The sequence below is a fragment of the Rufibacter latericius genome (assembly GCF_003721515.1).
GTDB lineage: Bacteria > Bacteroidota > Bacteroidia > Cytophagales > Hymenobacteraceae > Nibribacter > Nibribacter latericius.
Genome location: NZ_RJJD01000003.1, coordinates 83,703 through 100,305, shown reverse-complemented (window position 1 = coordinate 100,305; position 16,603 = coordinate 83,703). Strand labels below are relative to the sequence as shown.

Genomic DNA, 16,603 nt, shown 5'->3' with positions numbered 1-16,603 from the left:
TTGTTTTCTAAAAAGTAGGTCAGAAACAGGATATCCTCTCTCAAGTAAGCTTGCCCTAAATCTTCCTTAACCAAAGGATAAGAAAGCCCAACTACCATGAAATACCAGAAACACCTATTAGGGATAGGCATGATGCTGTCATTGCTGCTTGCTGGTTTGGAGTCACAGGCCCAGTACAATGAAAAGTACCGCCCCCAGTTCCATTTCAGCCCTCAGAAGGGTTGGATCGGAGATCCGGACGGTTTGGTCTTTACTGAAGGCAAATACCACTTGTTTTGGTGGGGACATGCCGTCTCTGAAGATTTGGTTTATTGGAAAGAGTTGCCACATCCCATGAAAGGTGGTGACGGTTCCTTTTCTTACTTCTCAGGCTCTGTGGTAGTGGATAAAAACAATACCTCAGGATTTGGAGCCAAAAGTATGATTGCCGTCTATACCAAACATTTACCTGGTGATTCCTTGCCGGAAACTCAGGCTCTTTCGGTTAGCAATGATGGTATTTACTTCCAATATTACCAACACAATCCGGTCTTGGACATCAAGAAGGTGTTCTTCAGAGACCCACAGGTGTTTTGGTACGAGCCAGAAAAGAAGTGGGTCATGGCCGTAGTTCTGCCAGATGTACAGAAGATCCATCTATATGACTCAAAGAACTTAAAAGATTGGAATTTCCTGAGTGAATTTGGTGGCTTGGGCGCCCAAAGTGCCTTTTGGGAATGTCCTGATTTGTTCGAGCTCCCTATAGAAGGAACCAAAGAAAAGAAATGGGTGATGCTCATTGGCCGGGGACCTAATCGGGTGCAATACTTCTTAGGATCCTTTGACGGAAAAACCTTCAGGGCAGATGAAGAGACATCAAATTACCTGCTCCAGGGTAAAGGGTTGCCCGGACAGCTTTTTGCTGGATTTGATGAGCCGAAGAATGGGAATTGGAAGGCCACCGGTACTGCCTTTAGCACTACCCCAGTAAACAAGGACTCAGTTGTCCATTTAGGAAAAAGCTTTGCCTCTTCTTACAGTAAAGCAGCGAATGAAACCGGAACCCTTACTTCATCCTCCTTCACCATTCAGAAAAATGCCATCAGTTTTTTAGTAGCCGGGGGAAATTTTCCAGAAAAAGCATCCATCAATTTAGTGGTGGATGGCAAAGTGGTGAGGACTTCTACTGGAGATAATAGCCATGTTTTCAAATGGAATGGATGGGATGTTCATGACCTCAAGGGAAAGAAAGCGACCATCCAACTGGTAGATAATGTCACGGATAGTAAGTGGGGCTATCTAGCCATTGACCACATCCTCTTTTCCGATGTTCTGATGAACCAAAAACTAGAGCATGCCCTTTGGTTGGATTACGGACCAGATTTTTATGCGGCTAGAACCTGGCGGGATTTAGATAAGGTGAGCAAACGCACTGCTATGCTGGGTTGGTTAGGCAACTGGGATTATTCCAGGGATGTGCCTACTTCCTGGGGTAAAGGATTTGAATCAGTTCCAAGAGAAATCTCCATTATAAAACAACCTTTCGGGAACCGTCTTGTGCAAAAGCCAATCCCAGAGTTGCAAAAGCTTCGCAAGAATGTACATCAGTTCACAAACCGGTTGATCAGCAACTCAAGTGAGGTAAAGGAATTCAAACCAACTAAGAATACCTATGAACTGGAGGTGACATTTGACACGAATACCTCCGCTACATTCGGGTTGAACTTATTGGTGGGAGAGGGAAGGAAATTGATGATTCAATATGATCCCCTTACCTCTAACCTTAGCGTGGACAGAACCCAATGTACTGACTTCACTACCAATCAAAACTTCAACCAGAAGTTTCTGACCAAGTTTAACGCTTCAGTTAGGCCGGAAAAAGGAAAGGTTAGACTCCTTATACTGGTAGATCAGTCGTCGGTAGAAATTTTCACAAACCAAGGAGAGGTAGTTCTCAGCGCTTTGACATTTCCCGCAGAAAGCCAAACCGGAATAGAGTTATATGCTACCAACGGCACTGTGAAAGTGCTGGATTTCAAAGCATGGGAGTTATCCTCCATATGGAAAGATATACCTAAGCAATAAAATGAACCTAAACGATTTTTAAGGAGACATGACTATGTTTAATACTTCTATGTATAATGCTGGCAAACTAATGGCCAGCCTATTTTTCTCCATGCTGTTTCTATTGTTTTCCTGTGAGGACGATAATGAAAACGGGGACTTTGTCCTGGATGTACCTGTCCAGATCGGTTCTTTTAAAATTAACGGGACAGATGGAGCTATTGACCAAAAGACCGGGGTTATTTCTTTGTCACTTCCTTACAACAGCAATATCACCTCGGTTACCCCTGAGGTAAGTTTGCCGGAAGGCTCCTCTATTAGCCCTTCTATCAGCACACCTGCTAATTATAGCCAGGAAGTGGAATACATTGTAACAAATGGAAACCTTTACAAGAAATATAAGGTGCGGGTACAAGTGCTTCAACCAATCCTTAAATTCTCAATAAATGGGGTTGACGGAGTAATAGATAATTCAGCAAAGACCATTTCCGTAGTCCTTCCATCGGGTACCGATGTGTCAGCGTTGACGCCTTCCATTGAATTGTCTACCGGGGTTACCATCAGTCCGGCTTCCGGGGTGGCCGTTGATTTCTCCGCTCCTAAGGTGTATGCCATTACCGCCGGTGGGCGCACTGAGAATTATACCGTTACCGTGAGCCAACAAACCATGGGGTTGAAAGTAGCCTTCTTGGGTGTTTCCTCTGCCCGGGGAGGAATCTCAAACTTAGATGAGAAAGCCGCTGCTGACTGGCTCTTTACAAAGTTCTCAGACGTTAGTTATATCTCGTTTGATGATATCATAGGAGGGAAGGATCTGAGTGAGTTTGACGTAATCTGGTGGCACTTTGACGCTTCTATGGACATACCTGCCGTTGCGTTTGAGGCCAAAGCCGTGAATGCCCTTAAGACCTACCGCGCCGCCGGGGGTAACCTGATGCTGACTACTTTTGCCGCTAAGTATTTAGAAACCCTGGGTGTGATCCCGCAAGGAAAAGGCCCTAACAATGTGTTCGGGGATTTCCTTCCAGCCGGATTTGTGGACCAAAATAGCTCTTGGGGTATTTCATTCAAGGGCCATGAAGATCATCCTATCTTCGCTGGACTCCAGACCTTTGAACCCGGAAAGGCCAATTTGCTTGAGAAAGGTACTTTCCGGTTGAACCATACGGCCTGGTGGTTCTTACCAGAGTGGGGAGGCTACGGAAATGGTGCTGGCTGGCGCCAACAGACCGGAGGTGTAAACCTGGCTAGCGAAGCTTGGGACAATGACCTGAATGGGCGCGTTGGCATTGCAGAGTTCCCCGGCAATGGAACCTCTGACGGCAACGTGGTGGTGATTACCTTCGGGGCATATGATTGGTACAATGAGGCAGATGCCAGTGGCACGCCTAGCCAGCCAAATGGTTTCCGCTCCAACATTGAGCGCCTCACGGAAAATGCCATTAAATACCTGGCTGAATAATAATCTGACATCCAACTTTATATCTTTCCCTCCTGGCGCTTTTAGCCACTTTTACAAAAAACAGGCTATAAACGCTGGGAGAGATTTCTTCTGAGACTGGCATTGATAAAGTGGCAATGGTAACAGGCAGGAGGTTAGGCCAGATGTTGGGTACTATGCCTTCTCTCTTTAGAGGTCATCAAATAAGAAAGCAGAGTTTCGCCTATTCCAAACAAGAACTGACGAAACCAAACATCAATAATATAACTTCAGGGATCAGGTCCCTGTACAACATTCGTAACTATGAAGTTGAATAAGTGGGTAGTGGCTCTGGTGATAGCAGGTTTATCGGCCTGTGGAAATAATGATGACCCAGCTCCGGGTCCTGGAACAGAGGAGGTTAAAAACTCTAAAAGTATCTACCCGCAGCCTCCTTCGGGTTGGATGGGAACAACGTCCCCGTACAACACAACCGGGTGGGTAGGGGATCTAATGCCCTTCTATGATAACGGCAAGTTCCATCTTTTCTTTTTGCATGATGCTCAATCAAAACCAGCGGGGCAGGGCTTCCATGACATCCATAAGTTTGAGACGTCCAATTTAACTGACTTCTCCTACTCCGGCCGCATGATTCCCTATGGCACCACTAACGAGCCTGACTTTGCCATTGGTACCGGGTCTACTGTGAAAGTAGGGGATACCTATTACATGTACTATACTGGCCACAATGGCAATGCGAGTTACGTGCAGAGCCACCCACGTGAAAGTGTGATGTACGCTACCAGTAAAGACCTGAAGACTTGGACAAAGTCCTCTAACATCCTTACGGCTCCAGCTGGTTATTACAACTTTGATTTTCGGGACCCGCAGGTGTTCTTCAATTCAGAAAAGAACGAGTACTGGATGCTGATGAGTACGCAGACCAGCGCCAGAAAAGCGGTTGTCCTCTTGTTTACGACTACGGATCCGGCATTGAACAACTGGACTCCCAAAGGCCCGCTTTACACCACCACACCAGAAGACAACTACCTTATGATGGAGTGTGCTGACGTTTTCAAGATGGGAAACTTCTGGTACCTGTTTTTCTCAGAAGATTGGAGTGGTATGAAGGGTACCCATTATCGTATTGCTACTTCGTCTGAAGGTCCCTGGACCAAGCCAGCAAATGATATGCTGGACGGGCAGTATTTCTATGCTGCAAAGACAGCCTCTGACGGGAACAAGCGATACCTTTTCGGGTGGACTGCCCGAAAAAACCCAGAGAATGACAGCGGCAACAAAGAGTGGGCGGGTAACATTGTTTCCCATGAACTTACCCAAGCACCGGATGGTACTTTAGGAGTGAAAGTCCCGGACATGGTGACTGGTATCTTTAAAAAAGAAATATCCCTTCAGCCAAGCAAATCATCCGGCACCGTGTCGGGTTCGGGTAATTCCTTCGTGGTAAATGGCTCACCTTCGGCGGCATACCAAACCTTTGGAGCAATCACAGGCACGAGGAAGATAAGTGCCAAGATAAAAGTGGACACAAATACCGGGACTGCGGGCTTTATCTTCAATGCTGATAATGCCTTACAACAATCCTACAAAATAGTATTGGAGCCTGCCAATAACAGGATTGCAGCCTATCAGGTCTCCGGCACCAATGAGCAATTAATTACCAGAGTTCCGGTAACACTTCAAGCAGGTACTACCTATGCGGTTGATGTGGTGATAGATGGTTCCATTTGTGTCCTTTATGTAGATGGTAAGGCCGCTCTTAGCAACCGGATCTACAGCCTGCCCGGCAAGTCCTGGGGAATTACTTCAAATGGTACACAAGCCACTTTCTCAGATGTAAAACTATATGGCTTGGAGTAGTCTTCAAAAAAGACTTCTTCCCGATTTAACAAATAGAAGTCACCCCTCTGTGACCTTCAAAAACATTCTTTTAAACCATAATTGGAATCAAATGAATATAAAACAAGTAGTAAGCAGCCTTACTGTTTTTTTAGGGGCGGTTGCAATTGGTTGTACCACTGGCAAAGCTCCCAATGATGCGACACCATCTGTCACTATGGCGGAAACAAAAAAACAAGGTGAACCACACCGGCTCCAATACCACTTCACGCCTCCGTCCAAGTGGATGAATGACCCCAACGGAATGGTGTACCACAAGGGAGAGTACCACCTTTTTTACCAGCATAATCCAGGTGGAACAACCTGGGGACCTATGCACTGGGGCCATGCGATCAGTAAAGACATGGTTAGTTGGGAGCATCTGCCCATTGCCCTGTTTCCAGATGAAAACGGGACCATTTTCTCGGGTAGCGCTGTGATAGACGAGAACAACACCTCGGGCTTGGGCACCAAGGCGAACCCGCCCATGGTGGCCATCTACACCTACCACAATGAGAAACTGGAGAAAGCCGGCCGGACTGATTATCAGACCCAGGGATTAGCCTTCAGTTTAGACAATGGGCGTACCTGGAAAAAGTATGACAAGAATCCTGTCCTGAAGAATCCGGGTATCAGAGACTTCAGAGATCCCAAAGTTTCCTGGAACGAGAAAGCCGGCCAATGGGTGATGACCTTAGCGGTACTGGACCATATTGAATTTTACGGCTCCAAAAACCTGACTGAGTGGACGAAGCTAAGCGAGTTCGGGAAGAACAGCGGTGCCCACGGAGGCGTGTGGGAATGCCCAGATTTGTTTCCGCTTAAAGTGAACGGGCAGGAGAAATGGGTACTGTTGGTGAGCATCAATCCGGGTGGCCCCAACAAAGGTTCTGCTACCCAGTACTTTTTAGGCGACTTTGACGGAAAGACCTTCAAAAACGACAACCCCGAACAAACCACTTTTTGGGTAGACTACGGCACCGATAACTACGCGGGCGTGACCTGGGACAACATCCCTAAATCAGACGGCAGACGCCTGTTCCTGGGTTGGATGAGCAACTGGTTATATGCCAACGAAGTACCCACCGGAACCTGGCGTAGCGCCAACACCTTGCCCCGCGAATTGAAACTGGTACAAACCCCAGAAGGTATCCGGCTGGTCAGCGAACCGGTGAAAGAACTGCAGAAGCTGCGGGTGAATACAACTACCCTTAAGGCCCAACCGGTAAGCGGACCCCTGGACCTGAGCAGCCAATACAAACTGAATTCTCCCTTACAGGAACTAGACCTGAATCTGGACGTTTCCCAAGCCCAGGAAATAACCGTGCGGTTTTCCAACACCAAAGGCGAACACCTGGACGTGGGATATTCTGTTTCTAGAAAAGAAATGTTCATTGACCGCACCAAGGCAGGGAAAATAGATTTCAAAGATACTTTTCCGGGCAGGCACACCGCTCCTTTAACCTTAGAGAATGGTAAATTGAACCTGCACCTCTTCCTGGATGTGGCCTCGGTGGAGGTCTTCGCCAACGGAGGTAGAGCCGTGATGACCGATATTTTCTTCCCCAATGAAGATTTCACCAAAGTGGAATTGATTTCATCAGGCCCGGTACAGTTACTGGAAAGCAAGGCATATAAAATGAAGCCTTCCATGAAAAGTGCTTCCGGATTGACAATGGGAGCGAAGTAGAAGCCAGTTCATCCATAAAAAGTAAAAACAATCGTAAGCCTTTGCCCGGTATCAACGCTGTGGCAAAGGCTTATTTGCTTGTTCTGGTTTTAGGCTTTCAGAAAGACAAGTTTCCTCCCTGTTCAATTCTTTCCTGGCTAGTTTTGATTTAATTGGAGGATATTGTTAGGGCTAAAGGCGCGCTCCGCCGTAAGTTTGTCCTTGGCAGAACTCAAGCACAATCCTGTTTTAATAGCAATATATGAAAATCAAACACAAAACCCTGTCCCTTCCTTTCCTGTTACTTTTTTGGCTGGCAACGCCTGGAACCCTTTGGGCCCAGAAAAAGGAAGCCAAAGAAGCGGATCTGGTCTACATAGATCAGAAAGGAATTTTACGCTGGAAAAAGAACAACCAGGAGGCTGCTTTCTTCGGGGTGAATTATACCGTGCCGTTCGCGTACGGATACCGATCCGTGAAGGCCAGAAATGTGAATCCAGAGAAAGCCATTGACCAGGATGTCTACCACCTGGCCCGGTTGGGGCTGGACGCGTTCCGGGTGCACGTATGGGACACCGAGATCACAGACACGTTGGGCAACCTGCAGAACAACGAACACCTGCGCCTCTTTGATTACCTGGTGTTCAAGCTGAAGGAACGCAACATCAGGATCATGCTAACACCTATTGCCTTCTGGGGCAACGGCTACCCTGAGAAAGACGAGAATACCCCCGGCTTCTCCCGCTTGTACGGCAAGCAGAAAGCGTTGGTAAATGAATATGCCTTCAAGGCGCAGGAAAACTACATCAAACAACTACTCAACCACGTAAATCCCTATACCCAACTCACCTACGGGGCTGATGCGAACATCATCGCAGCCGAGGTAAACAACGAGCCCCACCACTCCGGTCCCAAGTCCAGAACCACCGAGTATGTCAACCGCATGATCGCGGCGATGAGGGCCACGAACTGGACTAAGCCTATTTATTACAACATCAGTGAGTCGCCTAAATACGCAGATGCTGTTGCGAAGTCAAAGGCAGACGGGTTCAGTTTTCAGTGGTATCCCACGGGTCTGGTAGCCAATCACACGTTGCAGGGCAATTACCTTCCCCACGTAGACCGCTACCACATCCCCTTCGATTCCATACCTGAGTTCAAAAACAAATCCTTGATGGTGTATGAGTTCGATGCCGGTGATGTGCTGGGTTCTTACATGTATCCGGCCATGGCTAAGAGTTTCCGGGGCGCCGGGTTCCAGTGGGCAACGCAGTTTGCCTACGATCCCCTGGCCACGGCCTACGGCAATACCGAGTACCAGACCCATTACCTGAACCTGGCCTACACGCCTTCCAAAGCCATCAGCCTGATGATCGCATCTAAGGTGTTCCATCAATTGCCGCTGCGCAAAAGCTACGGCGTTTATCCCGCTGACAGCGTGTTTGATGCCTTCCGGGTGAGTTACAAGGAATCGTTGAGCGAGATAAACACTCCCCAAGTGTTCCTCTACTCTAACACCACCAAATCTAAACCGGTGAACGCCGCCAAACTGACGCAAGTGGCGGGGGTAGGAAGCTCTCCGGTGGTGCAGTACAGCGGCTCAGGAGCGTATTTTCTGGACAAATTAGAAAAAGGTGTGTGGCGACTGGAAGTAATGCCCGATGCCATCCATATCCGGGACCCGTTCGCGAAAGCATCGCCCAGCAAAGAAGTGACCCGTATCCAGTGGCAAAACCAATCCATGCAGATAAGGCTGGCGGACCTAGGCGAGACCTTTACCATAACGGCGGTAAACGAAGGAAATAATCATAGCGCCACTGCTAAAGCAGGAGGTTTCCAGGTGCAGCCCGGCACGTATTTACTGACCAAAAAACCAAAAACGGGGGTAAAACAGGATGCCTCTTTCGGGAACTTGCTGGTGAAGGAATTCGTGGCCCCGCAGCCATTTGATTTAAAACCGTTTGTGGCGCATCAGCCTTTAAAAGAAGTTTCTTCAGGCAGACCATTCCCGATCACCGCGCAGGTGGTAGGTATTTCCGGCACCGCAAAAGTATCGGTGCAGCTCAACAACCAGGCGGCAGTTTACAAAACCGTTTCTATGGAGAAAGTAGGCGCTAATGAGTATAGGGCCCAGGTGCCGGTGGAGTTGTTGTCTCCGGGTCTGGTTAATTACCGAATCATGTTGCAGGACGGAGACAAGCACATGACGTACCCGGGTGGTTTCGAAGGTAATCCCTGGGCTTGGGACTATTACCAGAATGAAGCTTACCAGACGTTTGTGGCCGCTGAAAACGGCGCACTGTCTCTGTTTAACGCCACTACTGACCGTTCTCTTTACATTTTCCCCAACCTCTGGAAAGCCGATGAACGCCAACTCATTGCCGCTTCAGAGCCGGGCCAATTGGTGTTGAAACTGACGGCCAAAGAACTTCCGGAGGAAAAAACCATGGGCTTCCAGCAATTCATCGGAAATAAACTGAAAGGGAGGGAAACTGAACTGGCCGGTTTTGATAAACTGGTGATCAGGATCAGGAGTACCAATGCCCGCCCGGCGCCGGTGAAAGTAAGCCTGATCACAGCTACTGCCTCGGCCCATTCGGCAACCGTTCCGGTGAGCAACAGTTTCAAGGATATCGAAATACCGCTGAACACCTTGAAACCAGATTCCATGATGCTGTTGCCTCGGCCTTACCCGGGGTTCCAGCCGTTTTGGTTCAACGCCGCCAAGCCTGAGGCTTTCAATTTGAAGGAGGTTGAAAAACTGGAGATTTCGGTAAAGCCAGAAGCCAATGCCGCATCGGCCGGGCAGGCCCAGGGTTTTGAGGTGGAGGCGGTTTGGCTGGAGAAGAAATAGATCCGGAGGAGAAATAATCTCCGTTAAATTTGAGCGCTTCTGATTTCGGGTTATTTTTACCAAAAGGGCCTGAAATCAGAGGCGCTTTTTTTGTCCTGAATAGGCTTACCCTCCACCTCCAAAGCATATCCTAACATGCACAATCGGTTTCAAATTCTTATGGCACTGGCCTGCTTCCTTGGGCTGATGAGTCCATCCGTTTCACAGGCCCAGACCACGCCAACGTTCACCAGGCAAGACACACTCAGGGGCTCCATCACGCCGGAACGCGCCTGGTGGGATCTGGTGCATTATGACCTAAGCATGAAGGTGAATCCGCAGGACAGTTCCATGCAAGGGGTGAACCGGGTGCGCTACAAAGTGCTGAAGGCCAACCAAGTCATGCAGATTGATTTGCAGCCGCCCATGCGCATTGAACAGGTGGTGCAGAACGGGAAGAAGCTTACGGTGAAGCAGGACGGAAATGCCTGGTTTATCCAGTTGGCGGCCAAACAGGTGCCCGGCAAATTGAATACCGTAGAGGTGACGTACGGTGGAAAGCCCCAGGTAAGTACCAATCCGCCGTGGAGCGGGGGCGTGACCTGGAAAAAGGATTCCAACGGAAACCCGTTTATTGCCACTTCCTGCCAGGGAGACGGGGCTAGCCTATGGTGGCCCTGCAAAGATCACATGTACGACGAGCCCGACAGCATGATGATCAGGGTGACGGTGCCGCAGAACCTCACAGATGTCTCCAACGGAAGACTGCGGAAGGTGGACCAGAACTCAGACGGCACTAAAACCTTCCATTGGGCAGTGACCAACCCCATCAACAACTACGGCGTGAATGTGAACATTGGCGACTATGTGAACTTCTCAGAGACCTACGCCGGTGAGAAAGGCAAACTGGACTGCAACTATTATGTGCTGCGCGAAAACCTGGAGAAAGCCAAAGAGCAGTTCAAGCAAGTGCCCCAGATGCTGAAAGCCTTTGAGCATTGGTTCGGGCCGTACCCGTTCTATGAAGACAGCTACAAACTGGTGGAGGTACCGTATTTAGGGATGGAGCACCAGAGCTCGGTTACCTACGGAAATAAGTACCAGAACGGCTACCTGGGCCGGGATTTAAGCGGTACGGGGTGGGGCCTGAAGTTCGATTTCATCATCATTCACGAAAGCGGCCACGAGTGGTTCGCCAACAACATCACCTACAAAGACGTCGCCGACATGTGGATTCACGAGAGCTTCACCAACTACTCTGAGAACTTGTTTGTGGAGTTTTTCCATGGCAAGAAAGCGGGGAGTGAGTACGTGATAGGAACCCGCCGCGGAATCAGAAACGATAAACCCATCATCGGGAAATACGGCGTCAACAACAGCGGCTCAGGTGACATGTACCCCAAGGGCGGAAACATGCTGCACACGCTTCGGCAAGTGGTGAACGATGACGAGAAATGGCGGAAAATCCTGCGGGGCCTCAACAAAGATTTCTACCACCAGACCGTGACCACCCAGCAGATTGAGAAGTACCTGAGCAAGCAAGTTGGACGTGATCTCACGCCATTCTTCAACCAGTACCTCCGCGACATCCGGATTCCGGTGCTGGAGTATAAAGTAGAAGGGAACACATTGTCGTACCGCTGGAACAACGCAGTTACCGGCTTCGACCTGCCGGTAAGGGTTTCGGTGGCAGGAAAGGAAATGTGGTTAAACCCTATCGGGGAGACTTGGAAAAAAGCCCCTTTAACAGCAAGTGCCCAGGACATTGAGGTAGACCCTAATTTCTATGTAACCCAGAAGAAAGTGCAGTAAAGAAGCACTGGTTTACAGATAAAATAAAAGCGGTTGGCTCTTAAGCCAACCGCTTTTATTTTAGGGCTGTTTTCAGGAAAACAATGCCAAAACAAGGCTTAGTCTAAACCGCCTTTGCGGGTGGGTTTGGTTTGGGGAGGCCAAATGCCAGGCTGGCCAGTCCGTTGGTTTGCCGGTAACACACTGCGGTCGCGGGGAGTGGTGGTGGGGTCCTCGCTGGCCATGTACGCTAAGATAGCCGTAAGGATGGCGTTGCTGCGCACATCGTCAAACACGATCTTGTCGTACGTGTCGCGGTTGGTGTGCCAGGTGTAGGTGCCGTAAGACCAACTCAATGAACTCAGCGAAAAAGCCGGCGCACCAGCCGCTACAAAGGAGGAGTGATCAGAGCCGCCGCCCGCAGGGGAGCCCGGAAAGTTGGTTTGAATATGAGACCTGATTGCCTCAGGTACCGGGGCCAACCACCGGTTCAGGTATTCATACGAGTGCAGGAACCCTGAACCACCCAAATTAGCCACGCGGCCGGTGCCGTTGTCCTGGTTGAACACCGCCTGTATTTTGCTGACAATTTCGGGATGATCTTCCACAAACGAGCGGGAGCCGTTCAGGCCTTGTTCCTCGCTGCCCCAATGGCCCACCAGAATAGTTCTTTTAGGGTTAGGGTAGACTTTCTTAAGGATGCGCATGGCCTCCATCATCACCAGCGTGCCGGTGCCGTTATCGGTGGCGCCGGTACCGCCGTCCCAGGAGTCAAAGTGGGCCGAGAGCACCACGTACTCGTCTGGTTTCTCTGACCCTTTCATCTCCGCGATGGTGTTGAAGGTAGGAACCGTGCCTTTTTCTTTTGACTCGGCCTGTACCGAGATCTTAGGTTTCTGACCCGAGGCCGTTAAGCGGTACAATAAACCATAATCTTCCAGGGCGATATCCACCGTCGGGATTTTCTTGGTGTAGGCGCTGAAGATTTTGTTTACCCCAAATCCATTGGACCAGTTAGACATCACCACCCCGGCGGCTCCTGCTTTTTCCAGCGCTACGGGCAAGGTACGGGTGGTGTAACCCATTTTGGTCATTTTGTTGCGCCAGGCCTCGGTTTGGGCAGTGCGCTGGGTTTTCATCTTCTCAAAAGATTCTTTGGTGGCGAATTCCTGCCAGTTGTAGTCTGGGCGGCCAGTGGGTTGGGGCATGGAGATCAGGACAAACTTGCCTTTCACGGTGGGCAGCCACTTCTGGAAAGCAAGGGAATCTGTCACTGTCTCGGGGAGGGTGATGGTTTCGGCGGTCACGCCTTTGCCTTTGGTGCTGGGGCTCCAGGCCAGTTGCATTCCTTCCAGAGACTTTACCCAAGGGGCAACCATGTCAATGTGCGAAAGGCCGCGTTGCCAGCCGCGCCACTCGCCCCATTTTTCGTTTCTGGCCGAGATGCCCCAGCCTTTGTATTTGGCTACCGCCCAGTCATTGGCTTGCTGCATCTGGGGCGAACCCACCAATCGGGGACCGATCTGGTCCATCAGTTCATGGGCCAGGGTTTCCAGTTGTGAGTTTTGGGTGGCTTCCTGAAGAATGCTTTCTACCACCGGGTTTTTGGTTTGAGCCAAACCCACCTGGGCAGAAAAGAGCAGTGAAAGAAGCAGGAGCCTGGGAGCACTTGGTGCAGACCCCAGGCGGGGAGGAGTAAAGAGACGTATCATGCCCCTAATTTAGGCAGGCCGCCGAGAAGAGAAAGCAGGAATAAAAAAATTGAGTGCTGAAACTGTTTAAGGGCTGCTTTAAAGAAAACAGCCCTTAAACAGAATCCTTTAATCCATCTGGAAATCCTCGGCCTGGGGCAAGCTCATAAACTTCTGGGCTAAGTCCTCGGGCAAGGCGGCAAGCTTGCGTTTTGCAAGGTCAATCCAGGCACCTTCAACGTTGATGATGGCGGCTTTTACGCCATCTCCGCGGTACAATTCATGCCTTATAGACCAGCGGGAGCCATCTGGCCGCGACTTCGTCAACACCGATTCAATTTTGATGGTATCGTTGATGCCCACTTCGCGCAGGTACTGCAGTTCTTCCCGGAACAGGATTGGTCCCAGTTTCAGGTGTTGGAATACTTTGAAGTTCAGCCCCAAAGAGTCCAGCATAGAGATACGGGCCTGGGCGGCAAAATCGGCGTAAGCCGAGTGACGAAGGTGCATGTTGGCGTCCACCTGGGCCCAGATCACGTGCCCTTCATAAACAATGCTCATAGTTTTCTTTTGTACAGTGGTTCAGTCAAAAACAAATAACCGGGCATCCGGCGGGAATTGACTTATAGACCAAATCTACCTTTTTGTTTTGTTTCGGTTGAAAAATAAGTTGGAAGGAACGCCTTGGCAGAAGGAAGCTGCAGGGGCTTCGTGTTGAATTACAATCCTTTGGATTCTGCTCTGAAAATGCATTTCTATTAACGCCCGAAGGAAAAAGAAGGGTAAATATCTGTACGAAGCAGGGGAGAGGTATGAAATCTGTAAAAAAGGTTTAGCTTTGGGATACATGGAGAAGGCTTCTGGTCTGAGGGTGAAAGGGTTAGGTGTTTTAGCTGTTATTCATGTTCTGAAACCATTGAAAAAATGTAAATAGTTTATTTTTTCTATATCCCTTTTACCCTAATTTGAGTAAAATAGGCCTAAAATGACCCTCCCATGCAACAACTGTCTTCTGCCTCCCCGCACCTTCTGGAAATAGCCTGGGAAGCATGTAACCAAGTAGGTGGCATCTATACGGTAATCCGTTCTAAAGTACCCGCCATGATTGAATACTGGGGAGACCAGTATTGCCTTATAGGACCTTATTTTCCGCAACAGGCCGCCCACGAGTTTGAACCTTCTGATGACTATTCAGATGTGTATGGGCAGGCGGTGCAGGATCTCAGGGCGCAGGGCGTGGAGTGTTACTATGGCACCTGGCTGGTGACGGGCCGTCCGCGTATTGTGCTTATCAACCCGTACAGCGCCTTCGGCCAGTTGGGCGAGATCAAGTACTTCTTGTGGGAAAACCATAAAATACCCACCTCCAATGAAGACCTGCTGCACCAGGTGCTGGCTTTCGGGCAATTGGTGAAACAGTTCATCACGCTGCTGGCAGACAGAACCCAGGTGGTGGCGCACTTCCATGAGTGGATGGTGGGTTCAGCCATTCCGGACCTGCGGCGCAACCAGGTGCCCGTGAAAATTGTGTTCACAACCCACGCTACCTTGCTGGGCCGGTACCTGGCCATGAACGACCCCAACTTCTATGACCAGCTCACCTCGGTGGATTGGCAGAAGGAAGCGCAGCATTTCAACATTGAACCCGCCGTATCCATTGAACGAGCCGCCGCGCACGGGTCGCACGTATTCACCACGGTGAGCGAGGTAACCGTCCGGGAGTGTATCTATCTTCTGGACCGGATTCCTGACACGGTCTTGCCAAACGGTCTCAACATCCGGCGGTTCACGGCCATGCACGAGTTCCAGAACCTGCACTTGACCTATAAAAAGCGGATTCACCGGTTTGTGATGGGGCACTTTTTCCAGAGTTTCCCCTTTGACCTGGATAAGACCATCTACCTGTTCACTTCGGGCCGTTTTGAGTACCGGAACAAAGGGTTTGACCTGACTCTGGAAGCCTTAGCCCGTCTGAACCACCGCATGAAACAGGCCAAAAGCGACATGACCGTGGTGATGTTCTTTGTGACCAAGCAGCCGTTCACTACCATTAACCCCCATGTGCTGCATTCAAAGGCTCTGATGGAGGAAATACAGGAAACCTGCGAAGCCATCAAAGACCAGATAGGGGAGCGCTTGTTTTATGATGCCGCCGCCAGTTCTGACCACAAGTTGCCTTCCCTGAATGATTACGTAGACGATTACTGGAAACTTCGGTACCGGCGCACCATCCAATCCTGGAAAACGCACCTGCTTCCGCCCGTAGTGACGCATAACCTGATCAACGACCAGTCAGACGAAATCCTGCATTTCCTGCGCAGTTCTAACCTGGTGAACAACGCCGATGACCGCGTGAAAATCGTGTACCACCCCGATTTCATCTCGCCCACCAACCCGCTGTTCGGGATGGAGTACGGCCAATTTGTGCGCGGATGCCACCTGGGCATTTTCCCGAGTTACTATGAGCCGTGGGGCTACACGCCGCTCGAATGCGTAGCCAGCGGAATTCCGGCCGTGACCAGTGACTTATCAGGCTTCGGCGATTACGTGAAGAAGAACGTGAAAAAGCACACCGACAAAGGTATTTACGTGATTGACCGCCATGAGCGCAGCTTCCATGATTCTGCCGAACAACTCACCCAGCACCTTTTTGACTATGTGGAGATGAACCGCCGCGAGCGCATTACCCAGCGTAACAAAGTGGAAGGGTTGTCTGAGATGTTTGATTGGAAAAAGCTCTTGGTGCATTATGAGCGCGCCTATCAATTAGCTTTGAGTTCAAACCAGGATTAAGAACGTTAACTACTGCTTTAACCAAGCGGCGAATAAAAGAGAGTGCCTGTTTAAGTAGTGTTTTCCCAAAAACACCGCTTAAACAGGCACTCTCTTTTATTCGGTCGAGACGAGCGTTTTGTGTTCCGTTTTTAAACAGGTTAGGAAAAGCTCCTATGAATTTGCCTTTGGTTTTAAATTTAAATTCTGGAATATTGTTAGAGTTAGTATCTACTTTGAGATCTTCCCTACTGCCACGGAGATAAATGGAATATTGGTCATTTTCTTCGTACTACATAATGGTACTTCTGAAGTATTCTTCTAGTTTACTCCCAAACTAGTGATCATTAGAGTAGATTTAAATAGGATTATCCAAATAAAAAATGATAACCATAAGAGAGTGTGAAGATAAGTGGCTTTACCGTATAAATTCACATAAAAAACCGCATTATTACTGAATGTTTGCAAATTTTCGCTTTGAGGGG

At 49.4% G+C, this 16,603-nt stretch carries 9 protein-coding genes; 7 read left to right on the top strand and 2 right to left on the bottom strand.

The window, feature by feature from the left end; translation table 11 throughout:
• Positions 1-96: 96 nt before the first annotated feature.
• The 6 genes from EFB08_RS06070 (at position 97) to EFB08_RS06045 (ending at position 11,676) form a co-directional block, all read left to right on the top strand.
• On the top strand, positions 97-2,064 hold the full coding sequence (locus tag EFB08_RS06070) for a glycoside hydrolase family 32 protein (protein ID WP_123126056.1): 1,968 nt from the start codon (positions 97-99) through the stop codon (positions 2,062-2,064).
• 70 nt (positions 2,065-2,134) lie between these two features.
• Entirely contained in the window at positions 2,135-3,505 is a 1,371-nt protein-coding gene (locus EFB08_RS06065; protein ID WP_165864814.1) for a DUF4960 domain-containing protein, read from the top strand.
• A gap of 282 nt (positions 3,506-3,787) precedes the next feature.
• Positions 3,788-5,344, top strand: coding sequence for a glycoside hydrolase family 32 protein (locus EFB08_RS06060; RefSeq protein WP_123126054.1), 1,557 nt, complete (start codon positions 3,788-3,790; stop codon positions 5,342-5,344).
• A 196-nt stretch (positions 5,345-5,540) separates the two neighbouring features.
• Entirely contained in the window at positions 5,541-7,052 is a 1,512-nt protein-coding gene (locus EFB08_RS06055; protein ID WP_123126053.1) for a glycoside hydrolase family 32 protein, read from the top strand.
• Between the two features lie 241 nt (positions 7,053-7,293).
• On the top strand, positions 7,294-9,885 hold the full coding sequence (locus EFB08_RS06050; RefSeq protein WP_123126052.1) for a membrane or secreted protein: 2,592 nt from the start codon (positions 7,294-7,296) through the stop codon (positions 9,883-9,885).
• A 186-nt stretch (positions 9,886-10,071) separates the two neighbouring features.
• Complete coding sequence (locus EFB08_RS06045) at positions 10,072-11,676, top strand: M1 family metallopeptidase (protein ID WP_227006236.1); 1,605 nt, start codon at positions 10,072-10,074, stop codon at positions 11,674-11,676.
• Between the two features lie 98 nt (positions 11,677-11,774).
• On the opposite strand, the gene EFB08_RS06040 is transcribed toward EFB08_RS06045, so the two are convergent.
• Entirely contained in the window at positions 11,775-13,367 is a 1,593-nt protein-coding gene (locus EFB08_RS06040) for a M20/M25/M40 family metallo-hydrolase (protein WP_123126050.1), read from the bottom strand.
• 108 nt (positions 13,368-13,475) lie between these two features.
• Positions 13,476-13,907, bottom strand: coding sequence for an acyl-CoA thioesterase (locus EFB08_RS06035; RefSeq protein ID WP_123126049.1), 432 nt, complete (start codon positions 13,905-13,907; stop codon positions 13,476-13,478).
• Between the two features lie 435 nt (positions 13,908-14,342).
• On the opposite strand from EFB08_RS06035, the gene EFB08_RS06030 reads away from it, so the two are divergent.
• Positions 14,343-16,139, top strand: coding sequence for a glycosyltransferase (locus EFB08_RS06030; RefSeq protein ID WP_123126048.1), 1,797 nt, complete (start codon positions 14,343-14,345; stop codon positions 16,137-16,139).
• Positions 16,140-16,603 lie beyond the last annotated feature (464 nt).